The sequence below is a fragment of the Rhizobium halophilum genome (assembly GCF_021648825.1).
Lineage (GTDB): Bacteria > Pseudomonadota > Alphaproteobacteria > Rhizobiales > Rhizobiaceae > Neorhizobium > Neorhizobium halophilum.
In genome coordinates this window covers 1-26,083 of the sequence record NZ_JAKJHS010000013.1, presented here as the reverse complement: position 1 = coordinate 26,083, position 26,083 = coordinate 1, and the positions used below count along the sequence as shown (strand labels likewise).

At 58.3% G+C, this 26,083-nt stretch carries 29 protein-coding genes and 1 pseudogene; 15 read left to right on the top strand and 15 right to left on the bottom strand.

Going from position 1 to position 26,083, the window contains the following annotated elements:
- Window positions 1-119 precede the first annotated feature (119 nt).
- Window positions 120-1,043 carry a LysR family transcriptional regulator gene (locus LXM96_RS18985; RefSeq protein WP_240000137.1) on the bottom strand — a complete coding sequence of 308 codons (924 nt, stop codon included), beginning with the start codon at window positions 1,041-1,043 and terminating at the stop codon, window positions 120-122.
- A 108-nt stretch (window positions 1,044-1,151) separates the two neighbouring features.
- Here LXM96_RS18985 and LXM96_RS18980 point away from each other — a divergent pair, with 108 nt between their 5' ends.
- Window positions 1,152-1,421, top strand: coding sequence for a helix-turn-helix transcriptional regulator (locus LXM96_RS18980; RefSeq protein WP_240000136.1), 270 nt, complete (start codon window positions 1,152-1,154; stop codon window positions 1,419-1,421).
- A 298-nt stretch (window positions 1,422-1,719) separates the two neighbouring features.
- Here LXM96_RS18980 and LXM96_RS18975 read toward each other — a convergent pair whose 3' ends face one another.
- The gene (locus LXM96_RS18975; protein ID WP_240000135.1) at window positions 1,720-2,091 is read right to left on the bottom strand and encodes a response regulator; all 372 of its coding nucleotides are present in this window, start codon (window positions 2,089-2,091) and stop codon (window positions 1,720-1,722) included.
- Window positions 2,092-2,124: 33 nt separating this feature from the next.
- The gene (locus LXM96_RS18970) at window positions 2,125-3,567 is read right to left on the bottom strand and encodes an ATPase domain-containing protein (protein WP_240000134.1); all 1,443 of its coding nucleotides are present in this window, start codon (window positions 3,565-3,567) and stop codon (window positions 2,125-2,127) included.
- A gap of 133 nt (window positions 3,568-3,700) precedes the next feature.
- Here LXM96_RS18970 and LXM96_RS18965 point away from each other — a divergent pair, with 133 nt between their 5' ends.
- Complete coding sequence (locus LXM96_RS18965) at window positions 3,701-4,798, top strand: sensor histidine kinase (protein ID WP_240000133.1); 1,098 nt, start codon at window positions 3,701-3,703, stop codon at window positions 4,796-4,798.
- A gap of 316 nt (window positions 4,799-5,114) precedes the next feature.
- Here LXM96_RS18965 and LXM96_RS18960 read toward each other — a convergent pair.
- Window positions 5,115-5,532, bottom strand: a pseudogene (locus LXM96_RS18960) (DUF421 domain-containing protein).
- Between the two features lie 127 nt (window positions 5,533-5,659).
- On the opposite strand from LXM96_RS18960, the gene LXM96_RS18955 reads away from it, so the two are divergent.
- Complete coding sequence (locus LXM96_RS18955) at window positions 5,660-5,878, top strand: hypothetical protein (RefSeq protein WP_240000132.1); 219 nt, start codon at window positions 5,660-5,662, stop codon at window positions 5,876-5,878.
- 478 nt (window positions 5,879-6,356) lie between these two features.
- Window positions 6,357-6,545: a hypothetical protein gene (locus LXM96_RS18950; RefSeq protein WP_240000131.1), complete on the top strand. Its 189-nt coding sequence runs from the start codon at window positions 6,357-6,359 to the stop codon at window positions 6,543-6,545.
- Here LXM96_RS18950 and LXM96_RS18945 read toward each other — a convergent pair.
- The 4 genes from LXM96_RS18945 to LXM96_RS21915 all read right to left on the bottom strand — a co-directional run bounded on the left by LXM96_RS18945 (window position 6,542) and on the right by LXM96_RS21915 (window position 9,321).
- Window positions 6,542-7,051, bottom strand: a complete 510-nt coding sequence (locus LXM96_RS18945; protein WP_240000130.1) for an HD domain-containing protein — start codon at window positions 7,049-7,051, stop codon at window positions 6,542-6,544. The two genes, LXM96_RS18950 and LXM96_RS18945, sit on opposite strands and share 4 nt — an antisense overlap.
- 17 nt (window positions 7,052-7,068) lie before the next feature.
- Entirely contained in the window at window positions 7,069-7,698 is a 630-nt protein-coding gene (locus tag LXM96_RS18940; protein WP_240000129.1) for an SGNH/GDSL hydrolase family protein, read from the bottom strand.
- A 251-nt stretch (window positions 7,699-7,949) separates the two neighbouring features.
- Entirely contained in the window at window positions 7,950-8,951 is a 1,002-nt protein-coding gene (gene pip / locus LXM96_RS18935; RefSeq protein ID WP_262913765.1) for a prolyl aminopeptidase, read from the bottom strand.
- Between the two features lie 94 nt (window positions 8,952-9,045).
- On the bottom strand, window positions 9,046-9,321 hold the full coding sequence (locus tag LXM96_RS21915) for a DUF982 domain-containing protein (RefSeq protein WP_394802001.1): 276 nt from the start codon (window positions 9,319-9,321) through the stop codon (window positions 9,046-9,048).
- Between the two features lie 1,136 nt (window positions 9,322-10,457).
- On the opposite strand from LXM96_RS21915, the gene LXM96_RS18930 reads away from it, so the two are divergent.
- Together LXM96_RS18930 and LXM96_RS18925 are read left to right on the top strand one after the other, a co-directional pair.
- On the top strand, window positions 10,458-11,747 hold the full coding sequence (locus tag LXM96_RS18930; RefSeq protein ID WP_240000127.1) for an SDR family oxidoreductase: 1,290 nt from the start codon (window positions 10,458-10,460) through the stop codon (window positions 11,745-11,747).
- On the top strand, window positions 11,747-12,238 hold the full coding sequence (locus LXM96_RS18925; RefSeq protein ID WP_240000173.1) for a DUF2269 family protein: 492 nt from the start codon (window positions 11,747-11,749) through the stop codon (window positions 12,236-12,238). The genes LXM96_RS18930 and LXM96_RS18925 overlap by 1 nt, the downstream gene beginning before the upstream one ends.
- 14 nt (window positions 12,239-12,252) lie before the next feature.
- Here the strand turns inward: LXM96_RS18925 and LXM96_RS18920 are convergent, their stop codons facing one another.
- Window positions 12,253-12,753, bottom strand: coding sequence for a sigma-70 family RNA polymerase sigma factor (locus LXM96_RS18920; protein ID WP_240000126.1), 501 nt, complete (start codon window positions 12,751-12,753; stop codon window positions 12,253-12,255).
- 272 nt (window positions 12,754-13,025) lie between these two features.
- Entirely contained in the window at window positions 13,026-13,310 is a 285-nt protein-coding gene (locus LXM96_RS18915) for a hypothetical protein (RefSeq protein WP_240000125.1), read from the bottom strand.
- Between the two features lie 211 nt (window positions 13,311-13,521).
- Here LXM96_RS18915 and LXM96_RS18910 point away from each other — a divergent pair, with 211 nt between their 5' ends.
- From LXM96_RS18910 to LXM96_RS18895, 4 genes are all read left to right on the top strand, one after another.
- Window positions 13,522-13,866 (top strand): hypothetical protein, encoded by a 345-nt coding sequence (locus LXM96_RS18910; RefSeq protein WP_240000124.1) that lies wholly within the window; start codon window positions 13,522-13,524, stop codon window positions 13,864-13,866.
- A 106-nt stretch (window positions 13,867-13,972) separates the two neighbouring features.
- Entirely contained in the window at window positions 13,973-15,313 is a 1,341-nt protein-coding gene (locus tag LXM96_RS18905; protein ID WP_240000123.1) for an NAD(P)/FAD-dependent oxidoreductase, read from the top strand.
- Window positions 15,313-15,600, top strand: coding sequence for a hypothetical protein (locus tag LXM96_RS18900; protein ID WP_240000122.1), 288 nt, complete (start codon window positions 15,313-15,315; stop codon window positions 15,598-15,600). Before LXM96_RS18905 ends, LXM96_RS18900 begins: the two co-directional genes overlap by 1 nt.
- A gap of 48 nt (window positions 15,601-15,648) precedes the next feature.
- The gene (locus LXM96_RS18895; protein WP_240000121.1) at window positions 15,649-16,518 is read left to right on the top strand and encodes an SIR2 family protein; all 870 of its coding nucleotides are present in this window, start codon (window positions 15,649-15,651) and stop codon (window positions 16,516-16,518) included.
- A 171-nt stretch (window positions 16,519-16,689) separates the two neighbouring features.
- Here LXM96_RS18895 and LXM96_RS18890 read toward each other — a convergent pair whose 3' ends face one another.
- The 4 genes from LXM96_RS18890 to LXM96_RS18875 all read right to left on the bottom strand — a co-directional run bounded on the left by LXM96_RS18890 (window position 16,690) and on the right by LXM96_RS18875 (window position 19,293).
- The gene (locus LXM96_RS18890) at window positions 16,690-17,178 is read right to left on the bottom strand and encodes a hypothetical protein (protein ID WP_240000120.1); all 489 of its coding nucleotides are present in this window, start codon (window positions 17,176-17,178) and stop codon (window positions 16,690-16,692) included.
- Between the two features lie 53 nt (window positions 17,179-17,231).
- Window positions 17,232-17,723 (bottom strand): DUF4142 domain-containing protein, encoded by a 492-nt coding sequence (locus LXM96_RS18885; RefSeq protein ID WP_240000119.1) that lies wholly within the window; start codon window positions 17,721-17,723, stop codon window positions 17,232-17,234.
- Between the two features lie 111 nt (window positions 17,724-17,834).
- Window positions 17,835-18,155: a hypothetical protein gene (locus tag LXM96_RS18880; RefSeq protein WP_240000118.1), complete on the bottom strand. Its 321-nt coding sequence runs from the start codon at window positions 18,153-18,155 to the stop codon at window positions 17,835-17,837.
- A 265-nt stretch (window positions 18,156-18,420) separates the two neighbouring features.
- Window positions 18,421-19,293: a manganese catalase family protein gene (locus LXM96_RS18875; RefSeq protein WP_240000117.1), complete on the bottom strand. Its 873-nt coding sequence runs from the start codon at window positions 19,291-19,293 to the stop codon at window positions 18,421-18,423.
- Window positions 19,294-19,432: 139 nt separating this feature from the next.
- On the opposite strand from LXM96_RS18875, the gene LXM96_RS18870 reads away from it, so the two are divergent.
- The 4 genes from LXM96_RS18870 (at window position 19,433) to LXM96_RS18855 (ending at window position 23,018) form a co-directional block, all read left to right on the top strand.
- Window positions 19,433-20,851: a DUF2254 domain-containing protein gene (locus tag LXM96_RS18870; RefSeq protein WP_240000116.1), complete on the top strand. Its 1,419-nt coding sequence runs from the start codon at window positions 19,433-19,435 to the stop codon at window positions 20,849-20,851.
- Window positions 20,852-20,932: 81 nt separating this feature from the next.
- Window positions 20,933-21,433, top strand: a complete 501-nt coding sequence (locus LXM96_RS18865) for a YciE/YciF ferroxidase family protein (RefSeq protein ID WP_240000115.1) — start codon at window positions 20,933-20,935, stop codon at window positions 21,431-21,433.
- Between the two features lie 114 nt (window positions 21,434-21,547).
- Window positions 21,548-22,360, top strand: a complete 813-nt coding sequence (locus LXM96_RS18860; RefSeq protein WP_317208277.1) for an SDR family oxidoreductase — start codon at window positions 21,548-21,550, stop codon at window positions 22,358-22,360.
- 463 nt (window positions 22,361-22,823) lie between these two features.
- Entirely contained in the window at window positions 22,824-23,018 is a 195-nt protein-coding gene (locus LXM96_RS18855) for a hypothetical protein (RefSeq protein ID WP_240000114.1), read from the top strand.
- A 232-nt stretch (window positions 23,019-23,250) separates the two neighbouring features.
- Here LXM96_RS18855 and ngg read toward each other — a convergent pair whose 3' ends face one another.
- Window positions 23,251-25,059 (bottom strand): N-acetylglutaminylglutamine synthetase, encoded by a 1,809-nt coding sequence (gene ngg / locus LXM96_RS18850; protein ID WP_240000113.1) that lies wholly within the window; start codon window positions 25,057-25,059, stop codon window positions 23,251-23,253.
- A gap of 336 nt (window positions 25,060-25,395) precedes the next feature.
- Here ngg and LXM96_RS18845 point away from each other — a divergent pair, with 336 nt between their 5' ends.
- On the top strand, window positions 25,396-25,653 hold the full coding sequence (locus LXM96_RS18845) for a hypothetical protein (protein WP_240000112.1): 258 nt from the start codon (window positions 25,396-25,398) through the stop codon (window positions 25,651-25,653).
- Window positions 25,654-26,083: the final 430 nt, after the last annotated feature.

Genomic DNA, 26,083 nt, shown 5'->3' with positions numbered 1-26,083 from the left:
TGCTCATGGGTGGGCTGGCTGCCGATCCATCGCCAGTATTGGATTGAAAATGGTGTGATGCGGTAGTGATCGACAGGATATAAGGCTTCCTGCCTAATCTGCCTTCCAGACAAGCGTGATTATTGAGGCACCAGTTCCGGTGACGCGTGAGCCCTTGCCATTGGCCGCGCCAGCGAGCGTGCAATATCGATGATATCGTCCCGGCCTGCGGTGGGATCCTCCTTGTTCCAGGCGACACCGAGCCCGATCTTGAAGTCGACGCCCCTCACCTTCTTCAGTTCGAAGTTGCGATCGGGAAGATCCCGCGTCCACTCCGGCGCGAAGCCGACGCCAAGGCCGGCAGACACCAGCGACACGAGCGAAAAGGTGTCGTCGCAGGTGTAGCTGACATTGCCAGCCAGATCATGCTCCTCGAATTTCTCCGCAAAATACTGCTCCGTATAGGAGAGATTGGAGCGCGAGAAAGAGATGATCTTCTGATCGCGGAGATCCTCAATGCCGACCTCCTCAAGTGCCGCAAGTGGACTGTTCCTGCAGACCGCCAGCAGATAGCGCTCATGGGAGATCGAAAAGAACCTCAGCGAGCCGATGGCCTCAACCGGCCGGATGAAGCCGAGGTTGAGCTGACCCGCCTCGATACTGCGGATGATGTCGCCGGTGGAGCCACTGGCAATATGCATACGGATGCCGGGGCACTTCCTGGCGATGCGTGACAGAAACGTCGGCAAGACGCCGATGGTGGCAGGATAGATCGTCCCGATGCGGATCTCACGCGCTCCCTTGCCGTCGGCCGAACGCGCCATTTCGGACGACAGCTTGATATCGCCAAGGATCCTGATGCAGCGATCGTAGAAGACCTCCCCTGCCCGCGTCAGCTCCACGCGCCGTGTGGTGCGATGAAGAAGCTGCACCCCCAGATGCTTCTCCAGCGCCTGCACCTGCGTGCTCAGCGCCGGCTGGGCGATACACATGCGTGCTGCAGCCCGACCGAAATGCAGCTCCTCAGCTACGGCCACGAAGTATGAGAGCTGGCGTAGTTCCATCAGCGCTTATTCTTCCGTTACAGATCACTGGATCCTGAGAAGGCCAAGAAGTCATTATGTCGGATATATCCCATGGATTAAAGCGAGGCAAGATGGTGGCCATGACCAATGGACACTCGCGCCCGTATTGCCTGGAATCTTCGACGCCTTCGTTCCGCGCAGAAAATTACGCAGGAGCAACTGGCGGTAGACGCTAGCGTAGATCGGACGGTGATCAGCGATATTGAGCGTGCTAAGCACAATGCATCTGTCGATCTTCTGCACCGATTGGCCGAGGCGCTTTCAGCTGATGTCGCGGAATTCTTCGAGATACCTGCTCACGGAGAGGCTCCACCGGCCCCGCTTCTGCCAGGACGAAAACCAACAAGTAGGCGGTAGCTTCGGAACGTCGTAGTTAGCAGATAGATGAGACTTCGCAGCAGTTGCATACGAGTGCACCGCCTTGAACCGACTCGAACCGGCGACCCTTCGTGGAAACTTCCTCTCCACGCGAGATTCACAGGCTCGCCAACGCTTTAGCCTGAACGGCTGATCAGGAGAAAGGAGCCGCTTGCCAGCTTCAAACTGTCGAGGATTAGCAGTGTCCGCAAACGCTAGCGTAAAGCCGCAGCCCAATTGGTGATAACGGTTCCCAAGCAACTCAGCGGCCTGGCTGCACCTTCAGAGAACCTTTCGATCACACCGTAGACCTTCCCGCCAAAGCGCCCTCTACCGCATTTAGGAGGCGTGTCTCGTCGTAGGGCTTGTCCAGCACGGCATCGAACATGTCAGGATGTGCTCGTCCGATGCTTGCCTGTGCGCCACTCACCAGGATGATCGGTATGGCTGATAGCGTCTCATCTGCCCGCAAGGCCTGTGCCAATTCCAATCCTGTCATAAGGGGCATCATGAAGTCGGTGATCACTAGGTCGGGGCGCTTCTCCTTGACGAGCGAAAGCGCTGCGGCGCCATGCGGTGCGGCTGCCACCTGGTGGCCAGCGTCCTCAAGCATGATGCTCAAAACATCTGCTATCAGAAACTCATCTTCCGCGATTACGATCAAGGCCATGTCAGATGCTCTCGTTTCCTCGATATGACACGGTCATGTTGAAAGGGGCGTTGCCAGTCCCGTAGCGGCGTTTGCGACCGGTGGAAGCGGAACATCGATCCTTATCCCGGTGTTCCCGAAGCTCACCTCGTGGATGGCCGGATCAAAGGCGCTGTCTCTGACCTTCAACACTGACAGCGCCTTCGTGTATCGAGACTCCGCCTCGATGTGCCGTAGCATGACAAGATTGTCGATCAGGCTGGATAGTTCCGATCCCGGCGCCGTCAGCGTCGGCCCAAACAGGTCGCGGAGTTCCCAGGTGGCTATCGTCGTGACTCCGAGTGCTCGTAGCTCGTTGGTCAGAGCAGAGAAGAACTCGGTCATACGCGCCTGATGTACGGCCGCACGTTGAAAGCCACCCAAGCCGTCAAGGAAAAGCCTCTTCACCTTGCGCCGTCTGACCGCCTGAAGAAGCTGGTGCCCCAGCTTGTCCAGCAGGTTCTCCGTCATTGGCTCCCAAATGATTTCCAGATCACCCGCGTCAATAGGACCGTCAATGTCCACTCCCAGCGCCCTAGCCTTTGCCCGGAGGCGGGTGGGGGTCTCATAGAACCCGAAATGAAGTGCCGGTTCATCTCTGTTGGCCTTGGCCAGGAAGCTGACGCCGATGGCGGTCTTGCCTGCTCCAGAAGGTCCGAACACCAAGGTAACTGAACTTGCTGGCAGCCCGCCGCCCAGCAGTTCATCCAGTCCTTCGACACCTGAAGCTACTGCCGCCAACGAAGGCTCATCCTGGGTAGATGGACTTCGTAGAACCGCCTCAAGACGAGGGTAAGCGGTCACGCCGGATGATGTAATCTCAAATTGGTGGAGCCCTCCCAGCGCCGGGCTCCCTCTGGACTTCTTCACCTGAAGCCGCCTGACCGAACGTACCCCCGGGACTTCCTCGTGGAGTTCGATGACACCATCAACCATCGTGTGTTCTGGGCTGTCGTCCGCGAACCTGGTGCTGGTCAGGAAGAGCACGCTGCATCCTACGAAGGCTGCCTGGCTCTGAATTTCCGCGACAAAAGTCTTAACATCAAGCGGGGAGTCTGCCCGGTCTCTGGCATTCAGCAGTCCGTCGAACACCAGCAGCGTCGCACCTTGGCGGGCGATCTCCTTGCGCACCAGTTCGACCACAGCAGACAGTCCACTGTCACGAAGCGTCTGAAACACGCTCACATAGGATATGGTCACTCCGAGCTGATTGCGGTCGAAGAAATCCAGCGTCCCCAGCACCTGGAAGAGCCTATCGTGGGTCTCCGCCAAGAGCGTTATGTACAAGACTTTGCGTCCTGCCCCGACGTTCGCAAACGCCACTTGGTTGGCCAGGATGGTCTTGCCCGCCCCAGGTTGACCTTGAACAATGTAGGACGCGCCTTCGACAAAGCCGCCGCCCAATATCTGATCAAGGCCGTCTACGCCGCTGATGATCCTCGGAAGAGATTGTGTCACTTGAATTTCCCGCCTGTTCCCCGCACTACAGTAGGGTGACGGGCCTGTTTTGCAACGGTACTTGTCTATCTTTCCCCCTGCGTCTGTTCTATGTACTGCTTATTCAATCAATCAGCGAAGAGGGCACAGACCAATGACATCTTCGCCCGGCATCCGTGATGCGAACTCGGCTTCTCCTAACGAGGCCGGTGGGAGAAACGTCGTTGGCGCAACCGCACTTGCTATCGCGCCTTACGATCCCAAGGATTTGTTGGCTTCCATCGTTGAGTCCTCACAAGACGCGATCATCAGCAAGACCATCAACGGCATCATCACGAGCTGGAACCGGGGTGCCGAGCAGCTCTTCGGTTATCAGGCCGAAGAGGTCGTTGGAAAGCCGATCACGATCCTCATTCCTGAAGATCGCTTGGATGAAGAGCCTGCCATTCTTGCAAAGCTCCGCGCTGGGCAGAAGGTTGATCACTTCGATACAGTACGTCGACGGAAGGACGGCTCGCTCCTCGACATCTCGCTGACGATCTCGCCAATAAAAGACAGCGACGGCACCATAGTCGGCGCTTCCAAGATTGCACGCGACATATCCTCAAGGAAGCGCGATGAGGAGCGGCAACGCCTGCTTCTGGGAGAAATGCACCACCGGGTGAAGAACCTGTTCGCTCTCACGAGCGGCTTGATCACCATGGCATCAAAGTCCGCTGTATCGCCAGCAGAGCTGGCTCACTCGATGAGGCAGCGGCTTTCGGCACTTGCTGCTGCTCACGATCTGACTCTACCCAGCCTCGATGGGCCGCAAGAGCGCGATGAGGGTGCCACTCTGCAACAACTGCTGGAAAAGGTCGTGGCTCCGTACCAGGATGAATCGCGGCATCGCATTTCTTTGCTGGGTCCTGATTTCCCTGTAGCGCAGAGCAATACAACGAAGATTGCGCTCCTATTCCACGAACTGGCCACCAACGCTGCCAAGTACGGCGCGTTGTCGATCCCGGATGGTCGAGTAGCCATAACGATCAAGGCCGACGATGATCAGATCATTCTTGCCTGGAAGGAGATAGGCGGTCCCCTGGGTTCGGAGGGGAAGTCCTCGCCTGGGTTTGGCACAAGACTGATTGACTCGATTGCCAGAGGCTTCCCCGCCACCGTGGATAGGGAGTGGGGACCGGATGGTCTGTGCGTTACGTTTGAGATTGCCGTTTCTACTCTTCAACCGGAAAGGTCTATCGATCCAGGTTGAGGACGGAACGGAAGGGCAGGCGCGACACCACTTCACCGTCCTCCATCGTCATCTCGAACAGCATCCGGCACTTCCCTCCAAAGGATTTTTTCGGCGAGTGTTTCACGGGCCGCCTCTTCGGCATCTGGTCGCGCTCCCTCCAAGCTGTCGAACTCACCGCCCTCCGGATCATGGAACAGCTTGTAAAAAGATGGCGCGTTAGTTCCGCTGGCCAAAGCGGCAGCGCTCGACCCATCAATGGTACCAGAAGGCTGTTCAGAACTGAAACTACCAGCGCGTCGGGAAGAGCGGTTTGTCTCGGGTCAATGAAGACGTTCTACGACTCAGTTGGGAGGATGCTCATGTTACCGTCGGCTTCCGGGACGGCGAACTTGATCTGCGTAAGCTGCTCCAATCCGTGCTGCCGGGCGGCAACGAGGATATCGTCCAGGTTGACCCGGGCCTTGTGCATTGCGCGGTTATCCGGCGTGCCTTTGGAGATCAGCACAGCCGGAGCGCTGTCCAGGAAGAGCGCAAGCCGGGGAAACCAATCCTTCAGGTAGGATAGCAGGATGTCGAGTGAAAACAGCAGGATGATAAGCAGGAACCAGTTCGTCAGCGAAAAATCATGCCCGAGAAAGGCGTGCTGCGTCGTCTCGGCAACGACTAGAAGAAGCACGAAGATCAAAAGGTGTTACCTGCGCGAGCACGATCGTCAGTAAGATCAACCCGAACAAGGCGGTTTTGGAACCCATGACTGTTTACCTCACTTTCGGGGATTTTCCCTCTTGAACAATCCGCCGAGCCAGAAAGTTTCGCCGACAGGCAACTCTACCACGCCGACGTTGTTCGACCTCCAAACATCAGACGTGAGGCGAGTTGATGAGACCGAAAAAACAAGCCCTTGTTATCGTGGCGGCTCTCCTACTGGCAGTCTCGGCGGGTTCCTTCTTCTTCTATGTGCAAGATTTCGCGTCCACCTCTTCAACCAGGCTCGAAGAGCCGTACAAGCGGACAGAGGACGCACCTCCGGGCGCCATCACCGATGAAATGAGCCATCCCGACCTTGCCAACGGCAACAGCGAGGCCCAAGCCCAGTAGATCTCCGTCTTCCGTATAGATCTTCCTGGAGAGGCAAATGACGATTGAGGTGGCATGATGCAGGGTACGGACGATAGCACCGATCCCTTGCCGGACCGGCTAAACATTCTGAAGCCTCCCCTCTCCGGAAATATTACGAGCTATCAAAGGTTGGTCGATCTCCTGCGCGAATTGCAGGGGATGATGGGGAGCCCAATCGACCACGCCGCGTTACGAGAATGGGAAGCACGAGCTTGCGCTCATCTTGAACCGCATGAAGTTGACCTACTGTTCCTGCGCGCGGAGGACGATGATTTTCTCGCTCCGGAACTGCCGGGTGAGCGCCTTCGAAACCTGCGCAGGATCCTTCTTCGCCGAAAAGGGATACGTGCTTAACGTCCTAACCTTCAACTTACTCCGCGCCTAGGCTGACGAATCTAATCTGGGCGGAACATCGCCTACCCGCCCGTTGTTGTGGCGCAAGTCAGAGGAGATGGCGATGATAAGCGACAACCAACCTGCCGACGGGGCGCAAAAGTTGCTGCCGGGTGACGAGACAGCGCCCGGTACGAAGCAGGCTGCAGAGGGTATCTGCCCAGCTTGCGCTGGCACCGGCAGACTTGGCCGCCAGACCTGTCCCGACTGCGGTGGGACGGGAACGATCACAGTGATCGTCGGTGACGCTTAACGTCGTGTCGTCTGAGCCGCTGCAGTTCTCCATAAGGTAGCATCACCCTCCTTCAGGACTTGGAGGAGAGCGTCCTTTTCGCGGCGATAGACCTTCCAGAAGCTCGGGTCGTGTTTGGATATCGTCAACGTGTTGTCGATCAGGTCCGCAAGCTTGATGGTCTTGGCCGCCGGCAGCGCCTCTGCAAGGTGCATCAGATCCCTGTGCTTGCGCACCCGTCTATTACCATCAGCGGGCCTGGAGACATCCGTCAGCCAATCAACCAGCTCAGCGACATCCTCGCCAAACTCGGCTCTGATCTCATCAATCGACACTGGAGTGTCTTCAACCACATCATGGAGAAGGGCCGCGGCGATCATCTCCTCTGTATGCGGTACGGATTTAACAAGTTCAGCCACCGCTATGGGGTGCACGATGTAAGGTTCGCCTGTGTATTTTCGTCGCTGATTGATCGAGCCGTGGGCCTTGGTGGCAAACTTCTTTGCTCGTTCCTCTAAATCCGGCATTGCACTGTTGCCTTACTTTACAATCCGGTGTGGATCGTTGATCTGCCTGAAGGAGCTTTGTGCATCGCCTCTACAACGGCCGCCGCGATTAGTTCGCTCCCTTGTTCAGACGGCTCGATGGCGTTCGCGTAGTGTCGCTCCTGTGAGAACATCACCCGTAGATCAATCAAGGGCAGTCCCCGCCTCGCCGCTTCGCGTATGATGACGTCGTTCAGCACCCCAAGAGCAAGATTAGCTATACGGCGCTGTTGCAGATCTGGCAGCATCACGTCGTAGATAGTGCAGATTGCCGTGGGACGATCATAACGCCCCACTTCATTGAGTAGAGTTCGGTAGCGATCCCGAAAGCGGTCACGGATAACCCGCACCTTTTCAAGCGCCTCCGCGACCGTGCGTACCGACTCAAGCAGCACACCGATCGACTGCAAGGCGTCGTTGCCGCCAGCGCTGACCACGAGAAAGGTTGCGCCATCGGGAACACTGTTCAGTTGGCCGATAGCGTCCTCGATAACCGCGCCATCACGAGCCAGAAGAGTGACCTGACCATCCCCAAGCTGCTTCATCAGGATGAAAGCAACGTCTCCGCCTCGTGGCACATAAGCAGCATTATCCAGGATCGAGTCACCAATAAGAACAACATGAACCATGCGGGGACACCTCTTCATGGTGCTGAAACGACGAGAGCGGCTTTTGTTCCCGTTGCCGAACCAGGCCTGTCTCACCTATACGCGGAGCAGCCGCAACGGCGGGGCATCCTCCACCTTAAGCGCCTTCTCCACCGACTGGCAGGCGAGGCGACGGCAATCTGCGGCCAAGCGTCTACGCATGATGATTGCGGGCCAGCGGCTGCTGGTTTGCTCCGAACTGGCCTTGGGTCGGTTTCGCCCACAAAAGGAGCCTATGAGGCCGATTCTGAAAGCTGGTCGAACCGGCCATGCTGCTTGAAATGCTCCGTCGCCTCGATCAGGCGACTCAAGGTACCGCTTTCCATCGGAGAGTGGCCAGCATCCGGAACCATATGAATGACTGAATTCGGCCAAGCCTTGTGAAGCCTGTAAGCCGAATTGGGCGTGGCAATCATGTCATGCCCGCCCTGGATGATAGCGCAGGGAAGATGGCTGATCCGATCAATATTCTGCAGGATCTGGTTGTCCTCAAGAAACATCCCGTTCTTGAAATAGCAGGTATCGATCCGGCCCATAGCGAGCACCACCGTCTCGTTGGCAGCCATCTTTTCAACCGCTTCCCGATCATATTCGAGGGAAGAACATGATCCCGAATACGTGACCCAGCGCCGGCATGCCTCAAGCCGTAGGTCGTGCTCCTCAGCCGTCGCACGTTTGGCGTAAGCGGTCAGGAGATCGTCCCTCTCCTCCTTGGGGATCCAGGTCGAAAAGTCCTCGAACGCTTTTGGAAAAAAACGTCGCATTCCATAGACGAACCACTCGATCTCATCGCTGGTGCCAAGGAAGACGCCGCGAAGAAGAAAACCGAGACATCTTTCCGGATGGCTCTCTCCATAGGCAAGCGCAAGCGTCGTCCCCCACGAACCTCCGGCGATGAGCCAACGGTCCACGTCAAGATGCCTGCGAAGAGCCTCGATGTCACGGATCAGGTGGCTTGTCGTGTTGTCCTTCAACTCGGCGAGCGGCGTAGACCGCATCGAGCCCCGCTGGTCAAAGAGGATGATTCTATAGGCCTCAGGGTCCCAAAACTGGCGTTTTCTTGGGCCCGCTCCTTCTCCAGGCCCTCCATGAAGATAGACAACAGGGATGCCGTCTGGATTGCCGCACTCTTCCCAATACAGCGAATGTAGGTCATCGACTTGTAGCATTCCGCTACGGTTTGGCTCTTTGATTTCAGGAAAAAGCGAGTAGGTCTTTTTGCAGGGTGCTTCCATGGCGGATAAAATGGCTTCTCTCTTGCAAGATGCGCGAGAACTCCAACGGGCAAAGCCGTCGAGTCAGTGGCGAGGACTGTCGGGGAGGGCAGAGCTAGTGAAGCAGCCCCGTTTCAGCGGCGGCAACGAGAAAGGCACGACGCACTTGAGCGGGTGACGCCTGTCGCTTCAAGAAGGCCAGACAGGCGCGACGAGCCTGGTAGTAGCTGTCTCCGCGCTCACCGGGCCACTCGCTTGACATCAGTTTCAACGCCTCTTGAGGACTGTGCACTATGTGGGTGCTGCTCCTCCCAAGCCTGAGGCTGATAGGCTTGTCCCAGTTCCCCCAACTAGAGTCGACAAGGGGCCGGTATCTGCTTTGGAACGGCATAAGGTTCTCCTGACCATGCAGGAATGCTAAGGGTGTCTTGCATCCGCGGTGGTCTGAGAACTTCCGCCTCTCATGGCTGTTCCCCCTCTGTACGCTTGCGGACTGTGAGACATCACCGCCATTGGTGATGAACGCCACGGCCTGGGGAGCATAGTCGCCCGCCCCCATCAGACGTGATGAGGTAGACACTGTCATTGCAAGGTAACTCCATCTTAGCGGTGGGTACGCGACACCTGGCTAAACCAACCGCTCACGTGCACCTCGAGACAGCATCTTCTGGCAGCAGCGAGGTCTTGTTCGACTTCATGCGATGGATCATCCCAATGGTGGTCGTGAACCACCGGCGGATGAGAAAACCGCCGTCCTCACCATGCATGCCTCCTTTGCGTCTGAACGTCACGCGAGCGTCGGGATTAGCGGCGTGGAGCGGTTCGATCTTGCATGTCGCCATCGGCAAAACCCGTTGCTTGTGCAGCTTCCAGTTCAAAGGTCAGACGCGACAACACGCTTCAGCACACAATATGTGCGACTAACATTAGGAGATTTCGTCGCATCGGATGTCCCGTTGCTGCCCTAAGAAGCCCTAATGCCGGCAGCCATCCCAGATAGCTTGCAGCCCATACTGAGGCGCCATACGCACCTCCGCCGGTCCTGACAGGGAGAACAGCATAAGACGGCGCCGGCTACCGAACCAAAGGCCGCGTGCAACAACAGTGCCTGGTCGGGCAAATGGCCCTTTGGTGTCCCAAGTCCGGAGGCTATTTCGGCTGGCGGCAATGGATATCGTTGTCTTTCTGGCAAGAGTTCGAAGCCACGCTTCATCACGAAGGTCATCACCATCGTCGCACAGATCCCTGCCATAGCACCGACCACTAACCGCGGAGCCTGCTGCGCCGCGGCACTAACAGCATTCGCAGCAAAGGAGCCGACATCAGGATCTTGCGCTACGCTCAGCAAAGCCATCAACGTTCTCTAGAAGATCTGCTTCAGAGCTCTATCTGCCATGTTTAGTTTTCCTCGACTCACATTCCGGAACGATCGCAACAGGATGGTGTTCCATGCACTGAGAGTGCTGGATGCGATGCCGCCCTTGGCGGTTCCGCGGCCGCGTCAACGCTTGCTGGTAAGGAAGCGACATGAATATTCTGGTCATCGGCGCGGCAGGACTGATTGGTTCCGCTATCTGCGCCAGGCTCTCGTCAGACGCCCATCATGTTGTTGCAGCCGTTCGGGGCGGCGCCGCTTTTCTTCCCATGGGCGTATCAAGGCAAGTTGTGCTGGATCTGGCGAATGCTACCAGCCCCTCTGATTGGCTGCCGCACCTTGAGGGGATAGACGCGGTGGTCAATTGCGCAGGCGCACTCCAGGACACAGCTCGCGACCGGGTCCGCACGGTTCATGTGGAGGCTCCAGCAGCTCTCTTCGTCGCATGTGAGGAAGCTGGTATACGGCGAGTCGTCCATTTCTCAGCACTAGGCGTTGACCGGGAACAGCCTTCGGAGTTTTCTCAAACCAAGGCCCTTGGAGACGATCTGCTGATGGCGCGCGAGCTGGACTGGGTGATCCTAAGGCCATCGGTTGTCCTCGGCCCTGCCGCCTATGGCGCCAGCGCCCTGTTCCGGGGTGTTGCGGCGCTTCCGGTTTTGCCGCTGATGCCTCACACAGGTCAACTGCAGGTCGTCCAACTGAGCGACGTCGTGGAAACGGTCGTAGCCCTACTTCAGCCCACGGCGCCCTCGCGGCTAGCACTCGAATTGGTCGGTCCAGAGCGCTTATCCTTTGCCGATGTCGTTGCCACCTACCGTCGTTGGCTCGGCTCGCGTCCGGCACCTCAAGTAAACTTGCCGAGCCCATTGTCACGCCTGCTATACAAGCTGGGAGATCTGGCCGGACATCTGGGGTGGAGACCGCCCATGCGGTCCAATGCCCAGAAGGAGATTACACGAGGAGCCGTGGGCGATGCCGGACCATGGTTGGAGGCCACAGGCATCCGGCCCATGTCACTTGCGGCAGCCTTGGCATCTCGTCCGCCAAGCGTCCAGGAACGATGGTTCGCAAAGCTGTACTTCCTGAAGCCGCTGACGTTCATCGTCCTTCCTTTGTTCTGGATTGCTACGGGAATAATCTCCTTAACGAACGGATTCAGGGAGGGCGTGGATTTGATGCTTCGCACACCTGCAGCTGAGCTCGCCGTGCCAGCAGTGATTGCCGGAGCTTTGGCCGACATTGCGATCGGAGCAGGAATAGCCTTCAGGAGAAGCGCACGATGGGGCCTCTACGGGGGCATCGGGTTGTCCTTGTTCTACGCAGTCGCCGGAAGCCTGCTGCTCCCGGCCCTATGGGATGACCCTCTTGGGCCACTCCTGAAGATCTGGCCCATTCTCGTGCTGCATCTCCTGGCACTCGCAGTCCTGGAAGACCGATGATGCTCTACTTCCTGCTTAAGTTTGTCCACATCATCGGGGCCGCAGTCCTTCTGGGCACCGGCGCCGGGATCGCTTTCTTCATGCTGCTCGCGCACCGGACCCGCAATGCCACGATCGTTGCTGCGGTGGCAAGAATCGTCGTAATCGCGGATTTCCTGTTCACGACGACTGCCGTCATCCTGCAGCCGATCACCGGCGTCGCCCTCGCATGGCACGTGGGCTATCCGCTCGCGGAGGGTTGGATCGTGCTGTCCATCCTCCTCTACTTGTTTACCGGGGCATTCTGGCTCCCGGTTGTCTGGATGCAGCTCGAGATGCGAAATATCGCCGTCTCTACCGTCTCCACTGGCGAAGATCTGCCCCCTCGTTACCACTCCCTCTTTCGCCTGTGGTTCATCTTTGGGTTCCCGGCATTCACGGCGGTGCTGGTCATATTCTGGCTAATGATTACGCGACCCGACCTCCCCTGGTGGAGCAGTCTGTTCGGCTGAAGACTTCCTTGCTCTTAGCCTGCTTCGCCCAATCTCGTTTCAAGCATGGTTCGAGCTCGGTTCACGCGACTTTTGATCGTGCCGACAGGGCATCCGGCTCGGTCGGCGGCAGCCTCGTAGCTGATCTCCTCAATAAGGATGAGTTGAACAGCAGAGCGGTAGTGCAGCGGAAGGCGTTCGATCTGGCGGGCGACCTCCTTGGCGCGCAGCGACCATTCTTGTGGAGCGCTGATCGAGGGTTGTGCGGCCACACAATCATCCGATCCCAGCGGCTCACGCTTTGCGACGCCGTATTTTGTGCAAAACGTGTTGCGCATGATGGTGAAGAGCCAGGACTTAAGGTTTGTCCCTTCTCGAAACTTGTCGCGGTTAGCCAGCGCTTTAGCTAGCGTCTCCTGTACGAGATCCTCAATGTTGTAGGGATTCGGATCAAAACGCCGCGCGAAGGAGCGCAAGCCCGGCAAGAGTTCCACCATTTCAGTTGCCGTACGTTCACTGCCTCGCCCTTCGGTCATGTCATTCTCCCCTCTGACGGGAGACAAATCATCTTCGCGCGAGCAATGTTCCGAAACTCCAGCCGGCTTAGCGTTTGCGTCCGCTGTCGTACCGTGGGATCCACATCTCACCTTGATTGTAGCGTCAACGCTCGTCTTCGCTCGAAATCCAGATGCCGCTCGATGAGAGTGCCGGAGAGCCTCTCTGTCAATCTTCGGTGCACGAGGGGCCCGCATTTAAAGCAAATTATCCTGACCGTCTTTAATGGAGAAAGCTGGATGATGCCCCTGCATCACCGGTTGTCGAGCCGCTCCGCCGGCGACCCCGGCGAGGAGGCCATCGTTGCCGCTCGCCCGTCCACGTTCTCCCCATCCTCCATCTGCTCCGGCAGCAGTCCCTCGCGAATAACACGCTCCAGGAACAACTTCGCCTGGCTGACCGCATTGGTGCGATTGACTTCTGTTTGTTCGCCGCTGAAACGAACGGCCAAGACGGCGCCGCTGTCGAAGACGTATTCGACCGTATGCCCTGCCGTACCGCTTCCTTCGGCTATGGTCTGAATTCCCGTGATCTTCATGGTGTCTCCTGTATCCGCCGGGCCAGTGAGCCTAGCGCTTGTAAGGATTTGTTGTCGCCGTAGCCGAACTAACCATCACTGCCCAATGTTTCGCGCGCTGAGCATTTTTCGGGAGGAAGGGTCCGCTGCCGTACATTTGCAATTGCCATTACTCCGCGGCAGGAACCCGCGGCGCCTCCAGCGGTTGGCATGGACTTGGAGACCGAAACTCATGCCCAGCAGATCACACGACCCGACGCCCAACCCCGCACAGATCAGAGGCGACATCCAGCGGGGTTTGACTGGCGATAAGCGACCTGGCTTCGATCCGGCCATGGCACCGCTCGAGACTGATTCAGAGGCTGGCGGTGTGCCGCTGTCGCCCGAGCAGATAGAGACCGCCACCGCGACACAGCGAAAGCAGGGCTCCCACCTGAAGTCCCGGAACTTCGACGTGGCAATGACCTCGTCCTTTAAAGGGACGCTGGAACGCAAGCCAAGCCTCCCAGCCCTTCTTCCACTTATCGCCGTCATAGTGGTCGGCGCTGCAGTTCTGCTCGGGGCATTCCTACGATGATGCTCTATCCCCTGAGTCACGTTATGGACGCCTCTTGCCTTGAAGCTAGCTTCCTCGCCTCCGTGCCAGTCGGCGCGGGACCCGCCAATTGCAGGGGACAAAGATCATGAGCGGCGGGATCAGGTTACGGCGGTGCGGTCACAAAGACACCGTTGTATCGAGGCGCCATATCGTCATTATCGGAGGCGGGTTCGGGGGACTAGCTTGCGCCCGCGCACTAGGAAATTCGGAGGTCGATGTCACCTTGATCGACCGCCGCAACCACAACCTCTTCCAGCCACTCCTTTACCAGGTCGCTACAGCTGCGCTGTCGCCCGCTGATATCTCTGAGCCGATCCGGCGCAGCCTCGGACGTTACCGGAACATCCGCGTCCTGATGGCTGAAGTCGTTGGTGTCGATAGTGGAGCCAAGCACGTCCGGCTCGCAGACAGGGGCGAAGTCGCTTATGACCAGCTCGTGATCGCCACAGGCTCGCAGTACAACTACTTCGGCCATGACGACTGGCAGTTCCATGCTCCCGGACTGAAATCGATCCACGAGGCTCGACAGATCAGGCAGCGCCTGCTGCTGGCATTTGAGAAGGCGGAGCTTGCGCATACGGAGCGGGAAAAGCAGTCGCTGCTGACCAGCATTGTCATTGGCGGTGGCCCGACTGGTGTGGAGATGGCGGGCGCTATTTCCGAGCTTGGCCGCTACATGATCAGTCGGGACTATCGCACGTTGGCACCTAGCCAGATGCGCGTGATCCTTCTTGAGGCGGGCCCAAGAATCCTTGCCTCCTTCCCCGGACATCTCAGCAGCTACGCTGCCACTTATCTAAAAAGGATTGGCGTCGAGATCAGGCTGGGTCAACGGGTTTCTGCCGTCGGGGAAGGCCACGTAATAGTTGGGGAGGAACGCATCGATGCCGGCTGCATAATATGGGGCGCGGGTGTGAAGGCTTCGCCCGCCTTTGCTTGGCTGGGCATGAAGGAGCCGCCCGGAGGCCGTATCCCTGTCGATGCGAATCTGCAGGTGGTTGGCCTCAGCGACATCTATGCGATCGGCGACACTGCTATGGCGCTTGACCCAGAGGGGAAACCGCTTCCCGCACTTGCGCAAGTGGCAAAACAACAAGGAGAGTTTCTAGGGCGAAAACTGCGCCAAGGTGGACCTCCAGCACCCTTCCGGTTCAGGAACCGCGGGAATACCGCAGTCATCGGAAGACACGCGGCCGTATTCGACTTCGGCAGGTGGACCCTTAAGGGGCGGCTTGCCTGGCTTCTGTGGGCAATAGTCCACGTGTATCTCCTCGTGAATTTTGAAAAGCGCGTCCTGGTCACCGTCCAATGGATCTGGCGCTACCTTACCCGCCAACGCGGCGCGCGGATAATCGACGAAGATGCTGCGTTGATAGGTGATCAGAAGGATGTAACCCAAATCATTGCGCTTGGCAGGAGGCGGTGATGGATATGGAGAAGGCGTGGAAGGAGTGGTGGGAAAGTCTGGGACACGTCGCTCGGTGCAATCGAGACACGGCACGGACCCGTGAAGCTTTCGAGGCTGGCTATCTGGCAGCGTCGCGGACAGGCGGGGCAACCGCATCGCGATCCCTCGAAGCGGCTGAATCCTCGCGCAGGAGGTCACCGGATGAGACGCCGCCTCCCGCTTCAGCACCCGCCGAGGTCGATCAGATCTCGATGGAGGAACTTGGCGCGCAGCCGCCACCGCTCGCCGGGAAGCAACAGACTTAAGCAGGAGAAGGCTGCCCGATATGTATTGCCACAAGATGTTGAGTTGACATGGGAGATAATTGGGGGCGGCATGAAAGCCTCGCGGCGCTGGCGCAAGCCATCATCGACCGCCGGGCAATCCTGTTTGTGGGTGCTGGTGTATCCATGCAGGTTGGCCTGCCTTCCTGGCAGGCATTGACGGAGTACATGGTCGATGAACTGGAACTGGACCGCGATCTTCTTTCGAAACCAGACGTCCACTATCAAACAGTGGCGGAATATTACCGCCTCAGGGGCGGAAACATGGACCTGCTTGGCCACTGGTTACGAGACAACTGGAGCATCTGCCAGGAGCAGGTCGCCAAGTCCCTTGCCCATGAGTTGCTGGTCAGCCTCGACTTCCCCGTCATCTACACGACCAACTACGACCGGAATCTTGAAGCAGCTTTCGAACATCACGGCAAGCCATACGCCAAAATCACAAATGCGCGGGATCTGACGGAGGTGTCGGAGGGGGTGACGCAGATCATCAAGTTTCATGGGGACCTGGACGATCCTGCCTCTCTCGTTCTCGCCGAATCCGACCATTTCGAGCGCCTATCCTTCGATACGCCACTCGACGTCAGGTTCCGAGCGGATGCACTGGGAAAGACCGTTCTGTTCATCGGCTACAGCATGTCCGACATGAACATCCGGCTTCTGCTCTATCGGCTCTGGCAGACATGGCAACGGTCTGGCTTTGCCGAGGATCGGCCTCCATCCTTCATCTTCATGCCGCGTGGGAACGAGGTGCAGGAGGCGGTGTTGAGACATTGGGGAATTTCAGTCTTACGCGACGAAAGCGACGACCCCGGTCTTGCATTGATGGATTTCCTGCGAAGGCTCATCTCGGAAGTGGCCCGTCTGCGCGCGGCAAGGAAGGAGCCGTCGATCGACTGAACGCCTACGGGAAATCTGGCTGTGCCAGTCTGGGGGCAATGGACTTGGCGCTTACCATGCCGGCGCCCACGAGTCTTTGGCCGCTGCAGGAGTCAGCAAACTATGCTGCCTCCGCTTAGCTTCCTGGCACCACGTATAGGCGAGTGTGTTCTCGTTGTTGCAGACGATCGCCTATTGGCGGACGGGCCTGTTTCGCAGGATCCTGCCGAACCTGCTGCCGCTCTTGTCAGGCACCCGCTCGTCGGCACACGTGTTCGACACCTCGCCGCTCCGCAAGACCCTAAGTGAATTGGTGAGTTGGGGCGGCTGTCGGATGGCCCGTGCGACTGCTTGCAAACAGCCGTCGACGTGGAAACAGGCGAGGACGTCACCTTCGACAGCCATGCGGGCGGGATCGAACTCGATCATCTGAGGCAAGTGCTGCTTTCCGTTGCATTCCCGCCTGCTGGCCTCGATCGACGTGTCTATGCCGACGTCTCTGCCAATCTTCCTGTCGCGCCGGTGTTTGTGTCCAACTATGCAGACGAGGTGCTTTGCCTCGCGCTCAACCTCGTACCGGCTCCCAGTAAGCCACCGAAGTCTTTCGATGATGCCGTGAAGTGCAGAGCTGAGCCGCCGAGCCTTCGTGAGCAGCGCGCCCACCATGAGCAGCGGGCACATCTTAAGTCTGCGCCCGCTGTCTATTCCGGCTCACCAAGAGCTGTGGGCCGGTCTTACCCGATCATGCTCTTGATGCCCTTGAGCATGGCGAGGTGGCTCTGGATCCCTGTGACGCCGACGAGCGAAGCTCCACGCGCCATCGGGTCGTCGCCGTTGCGGGCATACTTCTTATGGATCGCAAGAAGCTCCTCGTGGCCGTCAATCTGGCCCTCGATATACATGGCATCGAACTCGGCACCTTCTGCAGCCTCAAGTTTTTCGAGCATGGCGGCATGCTTCTGGCTAATTCCGGCGGCGCCGGGTCTGGAGCCGAAGGCTTCGGCGACTGCGGCCTGTTCCGCAATCTCCAGTTCCGCAAATGTCTTCACGGCACGGTGGTTCGCTTTCTGCAACGCAAGCTGACTGGTCGCCGTTGCAAAGTCGCCGCCCATAAGAGCGGGCAGTTTCGCCTCATCTACCGCTGCACCCTGGGCGAAAGCAGAGCTTGTCAAAGGAAGCACCGCCGCCGTGGCTGCGGTGCCGATCAAGAGGTTACGTCTGTTCATTGGCTTTCTCTCCTTGCCCCGCGGGAGATCGAACAAGACGCAGGGGAGCGAGTTCCACGGATGCTCCATTCGGGACTGCATTGTCTGGGATGGTACAGACTTCCTTCCCGCTTACGCCGATAGGCCTTTCCGACGGAGCAAAATACGGCGTAGGTTCTCGTAGCGCTCGCCGGGCAGCGCAGACATATCGAAATCGTCGTGGTCCGGCCGAGCGAAGAGCAAGTCCACTTCATTGGAATCGAGGGAGAGGCGCGCGCGCCCCTCCCACTCTCGCAGCGTGGCGGGACTAATCTTCTGGCGCATCATAGCCTTCAATTCCAGAAGCAGACTGAGCAGTCGTTCATAACCCTCCTTATCGCCAGAGACCGGTGACTTCAGAATGTTCAGCCGGTCCGGCAGTTGGGGGGCAACATCGTGCGGATCTGAGCTCATCGGGTGCTCCCAAGTCGTCGTAGATGATCATACCGGCAGTACAAAGCTCGTATTCAGCGAGGCACGCGAGCTCCGGAGGACGGGCTGAGCCAGCCGACGCCGGTTCGCTGGAACGCGAACCGGAGCGAAGGGCGTCAGTTCCTCAAATGGCCTAGCTGAACGTGCGCCCTTCGCGCCTGTTCAAGGCCACCTTTGGAGCTCGCGTGCCGAAACCACGGCAACAGCGCGGCGGCAGCATTTGCGCCGCCACCGTCTGGGCTCAGGACTACATTGGCGGCATGGGCTTCTTCGGGGTGCTGTGTAGGCGCGGATCGAGCTGAGAAAGCTCCGTCACCTCTTCGCCAAGCGGCTGCGGATCGGCAAGATATTCGAACTGGCCTTTGCCATCCGGCGTCGGACCTTCGGCCCATTGTCCTTGGCGGCTTTCGGTCCCTTCCGAGCAGTTCCAGAACTGATACGCCACCTGGGACAGCTCATTCTCCTGGGGGAAGCTCATCGGCGCCGGCGTCTGGTCGAGGCCGTCTTCCTCAAGTTCCTTGATAGCTGCCAGCCACTGGTTCTGGTGCATGGTGTCACGCGCGATCAGGAAGGACAGCATGTCGCGCACACCTGGATCGTCCGTCATCTCGTACAGGCGGCATACCTGCAGCCGACCTTGAGATTCTGCCGTCACGTTGAAGCGGAAGTCGGCCAGCAGATTACCGGAAGAGATGGTGTAGCGTGCATTCCAGGGATAGCCGACGCTGTCGGTTGGGGTGGCCCCCATGCCTGCTACGATCGCATGCTGCGGGTTCATGCCGCCGACAATGACGTCCTCCACCCGAGCACCGCCCATGACAGCGCCGATGACGGAGTCCTTCGCGGCGTCCTCGCGAACTTCCACCGGAGAGGTCTCCAGAAGGCGGGCAATCATCGTCGCCAACATTTCCACATGCGCGATCTCTTCCGTGCCGATGTCGAGGATCATGTCGCGATGCTTGGCCGGGGCGCGACAATTCCAGCCCTGGAACAGGTAGGTCATCATCACGCTGATCTCACCCCATTGGCCTCCGAGTACCTCCTGCAGCTTCTTTGCGTAGACTGGGTCGGGGGCTGCGGGCTTGGCATGATACTGAAACTTGTTCGTTCGAAAGAACATGGAAATCTCCTCATGGTTTTGGTGAACTGCAGACCGCGAACTGGAGAATGTGATCAAGTTCCACAAACTGAGCACGTCTCCCGCAGCCTGACATCTGAAACCTTTTGATCCGGCTCAGGTTCTCGCGACGGAGGTGGTGATGTTCAACAGTGTTTCTACGGCCGGCAGATCTAGTCCAGGCTTGAAGGTGGTGCGGGAGAAGCTGCGGACGAGCCTCTGGCTGGTCCCGACGCTGATGGCGGTCACGGCCATAGCAATCTCGGCGGCTGCTACCTGGGCCGATGCTGTCCTGGCCGACCTCGATCCTGCTAAAGTGCAAATATTTGTCTTCGTCAGTACATCGAGCGACGCCCGCGACGTCCTATCCTCATTGCTGACCTCAATGATCACCATGACCAGCCTGGTTTTCTCCATCACCATGGTCGTGCTGTCACTGGCAGCAAATCAGTTCGGACCGCGGCTGATCCGCAGCTTCATGTCTGCTCGGCACACGCAGCTTGCGCTGGGCACGTTCATCATGACCTCCGTGTACTGTCTTCTTCAACTCGCCTCCGTCGGCTCCAGCATCAAGAACGACGCTGAGGCCTATCCTAGTGTCTCCTTCGGCATCGCACTCACCCTGATGAGCGTTCTGGTTCTCGTCGCCTATCTTCACTTCCTTGCCCGCTCGATCGTGTCGGAGACGGTGATCAAGCGCCTGGGCATCGAAATCACCAGTATGCTTTCTCAACTCGATGATCTCGCCGAGGATCGCAATCACGATCCAGAAAAGGCTCTACCAGAAGGCTTCGATCAGGATGCTCGCTTCTTTGGGCCAAGTGTCGACGGCTACGTGCAAAGCATCGACGTTGAAAGGCTGTGCGAACTCGCTCAGAAGAGCGATGTCGTGATTGGATTCTTGTTCAAGCCGGGGGACTATGTCATCACCGACGGTGGAGGGATCGGTATCTTTCCCGACTCTCACTGGACTCAAGAGCTTCAAGATCAGGTCTGTGGAGCCGTGGTGGTCGGGTCGAGGCGCACTTCCACCCAGGATCCGGAGTTTGCCATCCGGCATCTCGTGGAAATGGCGATAAGGGCACTGTCACCGGGCATAAACGACCCCTACACGGCGGTTGCCGTTCTTGCGCAACTATCGGCTGGGCTTGCTCACCTCATGCGGCGCGCGCTTCCCTCTTCCGTCATAACGAGCTCGGCGGGGGAACCGCGTATCGTTCTTCCCCGCGCCACATACGCCTCTTTGGTCGGTGCGGCCTTTAACCAGATTCGCCAGAACGCCATGGGAAAGCCTTTCGTCATCATGCATCTGATGGAAGCGATACAACGCATCGCAGACCATGCCCAGCTTCCACAACAATGCGACCTTCTGGATGAACACCTGTCAGCCGCCGTGGAGGCTGTCGGTGATGTTGACACCCTCGATCAAGAGGCCATTCGATCCCGAGCAGAGGCCGCACGCGCGGCGATCGCCAAAGCGAAGACCCGGATCACGCGAAAATCTCCAGCTTCAAGCTCCGGGATCGGCGCTGGTTCGCCCAACAGCGTCATCAGTGCATAATCGGAGTCACCCGCTCCCGGCTGCGGGAACTCTGGCGCCTCGCGCAGGTTTGTCTCACTGCAAACGCAGGAGGACCTGGCCTTGGCTAACAAAACACTCGACGATCTTTTTTACGAAACACTCAGGGACGTCTATTACGCTGAACGGAAGATCATCAGCGGCCTGCGGAAGATGGCCCGCGGTGCGCAGGACGAGCAGCTCAAGGCTGCATTCGAAAAGCACCGGGAGGAGACGGAAGAGCAGGTTGAACGTCTGCAGCAAGTCTTCGAGCTGATCGGCAAGCGAGCACGTGGCAAGACTTGCCCTGCGATCGAAGGCATTCTGGACGAAGCTGAAGAGATCATTGAAGAGTTCAAAGGCTCGCCTGCTCTTGATGCTGGCCTTCTTGCCGCAGCTCAGGCTGTCGAACATTACGAGATTAGCCGCTACGGCACGCTCAAGAGCTGGGCAAGCCAGCTTGGCATGGACGATGCCGCAAAGCTTCTGGAAACGACACTTAATGAAGAAAAGAAGACGGACGAGTTGCTGACCGGTTTGGCAGAGCAGACGCTCAATGCAGCCGCTGAACAAGCGACCGGGTGATCGACCTGCTTGGTGCTGCGGTGGCTCCCGAAGTTATCCGCCGAGGGCGCCCGCTGCAACTACGAACCAAGAGCCGGTCCGGTAAATGGGTCAGGGCTCGGAGCAGGAGACGTCATGTCCATGTCCGCGGGCCGACTTGCCAATCATGTAGCTATCGTCACAGGCGCGAGCTCCGGTATCGGGCTAGCCGTCGCGCAAGCCATGGCACGGGAGGGTGCCAGCGTCGTTGTCAATCATCGATCTCATGATGAGCCTGCGGAAGAACTGGTTGAGGGTATCATCAAAGCGGGTGGCAAGGCCGTAGCGGTCCAGGCTGACGTTTCTCGAGAAGAAGACGTCGTCCGGATGTTCGCTGAGACAGTGTCTGCCTTTGGGCGCGTCGATGTTCTGGTCTCCAATGCAGGGGTGCAGAGGGACGCCGCGATCGGCGACATGACCCTGGAGGACTGGAAGACAGTGATCGAAGTCAACCTTACGGGTCAGTTCCTGTGCGCCCGTGAGGCAGTTCGCACATTCCGTGCGCAGCGGCGGAAAGATGCTCCAAGCCGGAGCGCTGGCAATATCATCGCGATGAGCTCAGTCCACGAAATCATCCCCTGGGCGGGACACGTCAACTATGCCTCCTCCAAAGGCGGAGTACGTATGTTGACGCAGTCGCTTGCGCAAGAGGTTGCGGCCGACGGAATACGCGTTAATGCGATCGCTCCTGGGGCTATCAGGACGCCCATTAATCGGGAGGCATGGGAAACAGAGGAGGCCCTGACAAATCTTCTTCGGCTGATACCGTATGGCAGGATCGGTGAGCCCGAAGACGTGGCAAGGGCGGCCGTGTGGCTGGCCTCGGATGAGGCCGATTATGTGACCGGAATAACGCTGTTCGTCGACGGCGGCATGTCGCTTTACCCGGAGTTCCGTGACAATGGGTGAGCCTCTCGGATCGTGGCTCGTGATCGTCAAGTGGCGGTGTTGGTGAAATGGCCAGCCGCTCAATTGATCACTGATCGGCAGCCGGAAAATCGAATTGACCACTCAACTACCAGGGCGCATTGGCTCATGCTACCCCAACATACGCTGGGCCACTGGCTTCTACAGCCAGAACTTCCTCAGGGAGGCGCGGCGTTCTGAGAGAACTTCTTCCCACGACGTGAACGGAAAGAAGCTCCCTAAACTGGGATGTGTTCGGTTGCCCTCGCGGAAGGGGTGGTCGGCGTGAAGCGGCAGAGCTTCCACGGCGGTCAATTAGGTACTCGCAAGGCGACCACGCACCATACAGCCTATCTGCTGCAAAATAGAACCAGGAAGTCTCTCGCCGGGAACTTCGCTGCAATGAGCTGGTTCATCACCATCAGCTGCCGGTGCATGATGAAAGCAGCCGGTCGAGGAGGCAGAAATGCATGGCGAAAGCAGGCAAATTTCCGGTGGTGATGTCATCGCCTTTTCGAAGGCGGCACTGACCATTGAACACACGGACGATGACGCAGAGATACCTACCCGTGAAGCAGAAGGCGAAGGAACGGTGGACCGGAGATCAGATCGCGCACGGCGTTGGTTTGCTCCCAACGACTGGACCAGATTTGAAGTCTGAGCTGAGGCTGGCCATCTGAGGACTTGCCCTTTTCTTGGGCAGCGCGGGTTTCACTAGACACGCTCTGCGCATCCTTGACCACCTAGAACGCGTGGCAGGAAGAGCCAGTGTTATTCCTCGACTGCGGTTGCCAAACGCGGTTCTTAATGGTCGAGTTCGGCGGTGGCCTGGAGAGAGGACAATGGCTACCTCAGGCTTTGAATGTTTAGAAAATTGCGCCTCGAGCTGAGAGTCAGATCCTGCCTCGCGCACAGTCGGCGGCCCGGCTTCCAGAAAGTGGAAACAGAAGATCTAGGAACCGCTCGGCAGTCGGCTGTGGTTCATGATTGGCTAGTCCCGGACGCTCGTTTGCCTCGATGAACACATACTGAGGCTCCGTCGGACTGTTGACCATGAAGTCAATCCCGACCACCGGAATATTGATGGCGCGAGCCGCGGCGATAGCCGCCTCCACCAGGCGCGGATGCACAATCTCGGTGACATCGTGAATTGTGCCCCCGGTGTGGAGGTTGGCGGCCTTGCGGACCAGAACCTCCCGCCCCTTTGCAAGCACGTCGTCAAGCGCCAGATGGCTGAGCCTTAGGCAGCGCTCGGTTTCGGCGTCGATAGGAATGGTGCTCTCTCCTCCCGTTGCAGCGGAACGTCTCCTTGACTGCGCCTCAATTAACCTGCGGATGGTCGTGCGGCCGTCGCCGATAATGCAGGGCGGACGTCGAACGGCGGCAGCCACCAGCTTGAAATCAATAACGACGAGACGAAGATCCTCCCCCTCGAAATAGCTTTCGACTAGGGCACGCCCGCCGACTGCCTCGGCTTCCGTAATGGAGCGCTTAACAGCACCTAGCTCATCAAGCCCCACGGCCACTGCACGACCCTGTTCGCCACGCGCCGGTTTCACAACGACACGCCCGTGCTGGTTGAGAAAAGCGGAAAGCGACGCCTCGTCGCCGGTTGCGGCCATCTGCGCCGGAACATGGAGACCGGCTCGTTCGACCACCCGACGGGTGACAGCTTTGTCATCGCAGATAGAGACTGCAACCCCGGAGGTAAGCTCGGAGAGACTTTCGCGGCAGTGGACGGAACGTCCTCCATGGGACAGGCGGAAGAAGCCGCCTTCAGCGTCGGTTATCTCGACCTGGACGCCACGGCGAAGCGCTTCATCCACTATCAGACGGGCATAGGGATTGAGTGCAGCATAGCCTGCCAGCGGAGCCGAATAGAGGCGTTCGTTGAAGGAGTTCTTCCGTTTGACGGCAAAAGCGGGAATACGTCGAAACTGCAATTTCTCATAAAGGGCAACAGCCTGCTCGTTATCATGAAGGACTGACAGGTCCATGAATGCCGCGCCGCGACCTAGGAAACACTCCGCAAGCCGTCGAACCAAAGTCTCTCCGATACCTGCATGACGTGCTTGCGGATCTACAGCAAGGCACCACAGAGAGGAGCCGTGTTCGGGGTCATTGAATGCCTTGTGATGGTCGATGCCGGTCACAGTACCCACCACCTCGCCAGTCGCTTGATCCTCTGCGACGAGATAGGTGATGGCTCGGTTATCCCGATTGCACCAGATAAAGTCCGGCCGAACCGGCACCATGCCGCGGGTGTTGTAGATCCGGCTGACGGCACAAGCGTCCGCCCTAGAGGAAAGACGGCGGACCCGGAAGCCACTGGCCTGCCTGCGGCTGCCGCGGTAGGTGGAGAGGTGAAGCCGAAAGGTGTGCGAAGGGTCGAGAAACAATTCATGAGGCGCTGCTGCGATTACGACGTGTGGATCACCGACATAGATGGCGATGTCTCGCTGCTCCGGCGCCTCTTCGCGCAGAGCCGTCACAAGTCGCGCAGGCTGATCAAAGGTCTGGGCGAACAAAAGCCTTCCCCAACCACAATCAACTTGAGCCTCCTTCGGAGCCGCGGCCATAATCGAGGCGTGTGCATGCTGGGCGCAGCAGGAATGATCCACCCGCCACCGCCTCATGCGATGGGCAACGGCCTTGGCTGCGCGAAGACGACCAGCCTTTTCGTCCGTCGGGGGCTTCATCATTCGCGGTACCTCTTGGAGCTCCAGGTCAGACAAGTGACTGTCTTTTCAGCATGATCTTCATCACGGACGTCCAACCGCCTGAAGACATGGGGGTTCCAGCCTGGCAAGGTGCGCTAGCGTACTGAGGGGGCGGGACAAGCTTGAGCTCCCGAGGCCTGATCGGATAGAGCTACTGAAAGGTCGCTGCCTGCCCCTTCGAAGGCTGGTCCACCTTCGACTGGCCGTTCCCGTATCATATACCTGTTGCCTGGGGACATCGTCAGGTTCCGTACAGAACCTGCAATGGTTCTGCGTGCTTGCTATACTTCGCCCTTGGTCATAAGGCGGAGGTAACTGATGCCTATGCAAGGGGATATTAATCCTACTATACTCGATAAAGCTTGTCTGGCGACACTGCGAGAGGCCGTTCGACTGGCAGGTGAAGCCGCCGGGGCAATCAGCGAGCCGGAGCGATGGCATCTCGCCAGTATCGTCTTCAGCTTCTACAAACGAGGTCTGGTAGATCCGCGGCGCTTGGCTGAGATTGCAGTACTGGCCTCCAGTTCGCGCATCTTCAGGAGCGAGTATTCGGTTCGTGACGCGACCGTTCCATGACCACTTGCGGCGACTAGCTACCTCTACAGCTCGGCGCCTCCTGTTGGGAGAGTACTACAAGCTTTCCCCATCAGGCGGTGATATATTCCTCCGGCCCGCCGACAGTGCTGCGCCTTTGTGAAGCGGCGGTCAGCTTCACAGGCTGCAAGCGACGCGTTCGTCGCAGCGGCGAGGGAGGCCGGCTTTCTTCAGTGACGGATGGAGCATCCGCTCGCATTAGGAGGCTCGCGTAGCATGCCGGAAGAGGTACGGGAACTTTGGATGGAAGAGGTTGTTGAATCTGAACTCGTGGCAATAAAGGACGCTTTGAGATGATCGACACAAAGACTCACGGCATCATCGACTACCTGACCGGCGCCCTTCTGATTATGGCGCCTTACGTCTTCGGATTTGCGAACGGCGGCGTGCAGCAGTGGCTTCCGCAGGTTCT

Bases quoted from the DNA above. Each gene is read 5' to 3' on its own strand.
- LXM96_RS18985 (WP_240000137.1), bottom strand. From the start codon at position 1,043: ATGGAACTACGCCAGCTCTCATACTTCGTGGCCGTAGCTGAGGAGCTG.
- LXM96_RS18980 (WP_240000136.1), top strand. From the start codon at position 1,152: ATGGACACTCGCGCCCGTATTGCCTGGAATCTTCGACGCCTTCGTTCC.
- LXM96_RS18975 (WP_240000135.1), bottom strand. From the start codon at position 2,091: ATGGCCTTGATCGTAATCGCGGAAGATGAGTTTCTGATAGCAGATGTT.
- LXM96_RS18965 (WP_240000133.1), top strand. From the start codon at position 3,701: ATGACATCTTCGCCCGGCATCCGTGATGCGAACTCGGCTTCTCCTAAC.
- LXM96_RS18955 (WP_240000132.1), top strand. From the start codon at position 5,660: ATGAGACCGAAAAAACAAGCCCTTGTTATCGTGGCGGCTCTCCTACTG.
- LXM96_RS18950 (WP_240000131.1), top strand. From the start codon at position 6,357: ATGATAAGCGACAACCAACCTGCCGACGGGGCGCAAAAGTTGCTGCCG.
- LXM96_RS18945 (WP_240000130.1), bottom strand. From the start codon at position 7,051: ATGCCGGATTTAGAGGAACGAGCAAAGAAGTTTGCCACCAAGGCCCAC.
- LXM96_RS18940 (WP_240000129.1), bottom strand. From the start codon at position 7,698: ATGGTTCATGTTGTTCTTATTGGTGACTCGATCCTGGATAATGCTGCT.
- pip (WP_262913765.1), bottom strand. From the start codon at position 8,951: ATGGAAGCACCCTGCAAAAAGACCTACTCGCTTTTTCCTGAAATCAAA.
- LXM96_RS21915 (WP_394802001.1), bottom strand. From the start codon at position 9,321: ATGCCGTTCCAAAGCAGATACCGGCCCCTTGTCGACTCTAGTTGGGGG.
- LXM96_RS18930 (WP_240000127.1), top strand. From the start codon at position 10,458: ATGAATATTCTGGTCATCGGCGCGGCAGGACTGATTGGTTCCGCTATC.
- LXM96_RS18925 (WP_240000173.1), top strand. From the start codon at position 11,747: ATGCTCTACTTCCTGCTTAAGTTTGTCCACATCATCGGGGCCGCAGTC.
- LXM96_RS18920 (WP_240000126.1), bottom strand. From the start codon at position 12,753: ATGACCGAAGGGCGAGGCAGTGAACGTACGGCAACTGAAATGGTGGAA.
- LXM96_RS18915 (WP_240000125.1), bottom strand. From the start codon at position 13,310: ATGAAGATCACGGGAATTCAGACCATAGCCGAAGGAAGCGGTACGGCA.
- LXM96_RS18910 (WP_240000124.1), top strand. From the start codon at position 13,522: ATGCCCAGCAGATCACACGACCCGACGCCCAACCCCGCACAGATCAGA.
- LXM96_RS18905 (WP_240000123.1), top strand. From the start codon at position 13,973: ATGAGCGGCGGGATCAGGTTACGGCGGTGCGGTCACAAAGACACCGTT.
- LXM96_RS18900 (WP_240000122.1), top strand. From the start codon at position 15,313: ATGGATATGGAGAAGGCGTGGAAGGAGTGGTGGGAAAGTCTGGGACAC.
- LXM96_RS18895 (WP_240000121.1), top strand. From the start codon at position 15,649: ATGGGAGATAATTGGGGGCGGCATGAAAGCCTCGCGGCGCTGGCGCAA.
- LXM96_RS18890 (WP_240000120.1), bottom strand. From the start codon at position 17,178: ATGTGCCCGCTGCTCATGGTGGGCGCGCTGCTCACGAAGGCTCGGCGG.
- LXM96_RS18885 (WP_240000119.1), bottom strand. From the start codon at position 17,723: ATGAACAGACGTAACCTCTTGATCGGCACCGCAGCCACGGCGGCGGTG.
- LXM96_RS18880 (WP_240000118.1), bottom strand. From the start codon at position 18,155: ATGAGCTCAGATCCGCACGATGTTGCCCCCCAACTGCCGGACCGGCTG.
- LXM96_RS18875 (WP_240000117.1), bottom strand. From the start codon at position 19,293: ATGTTCTTTCGAACGAACAAGTTTCAGTATCATGCCAAGCCCGCAGCC.
- LXM96_RS18870 (WP_240000116.1), top strand. From the start codon at position 19,433: ATGTTCAACAGTGTTTCTACGGCCGGCAGATCTAGTCCAGGCTTGAAG.
- LXM96_RS18860 (WP_317208277.1), top strand. From the start codon at position 21,548: ATGTCCATGTCCGCGGGCCGACTTGCCAATCATGTAGCTATCGTCACA.
- LXM96_RS18855 (WP_240000114.1), top strand. From the start codon at position 22,824: ATGCATGGCGAAAGCAGGCAAATTTCCGGTGGTGATGTCATCGCCTTT.
- ngg (WP_240000113.1), bottom strand. From the start codon at position 25,059: ATGATGAAGCCCCCGACGGACGAAAAGGCTGGTCGTCTTCGCGCAGCC.
- LXM96_RS18845 (WP_240000112.1), top strand. From the start codon at position 25,396: ATGCCTATGCAAGGGGATATTAATCCTACTATACTCGATAAAGCTTGT.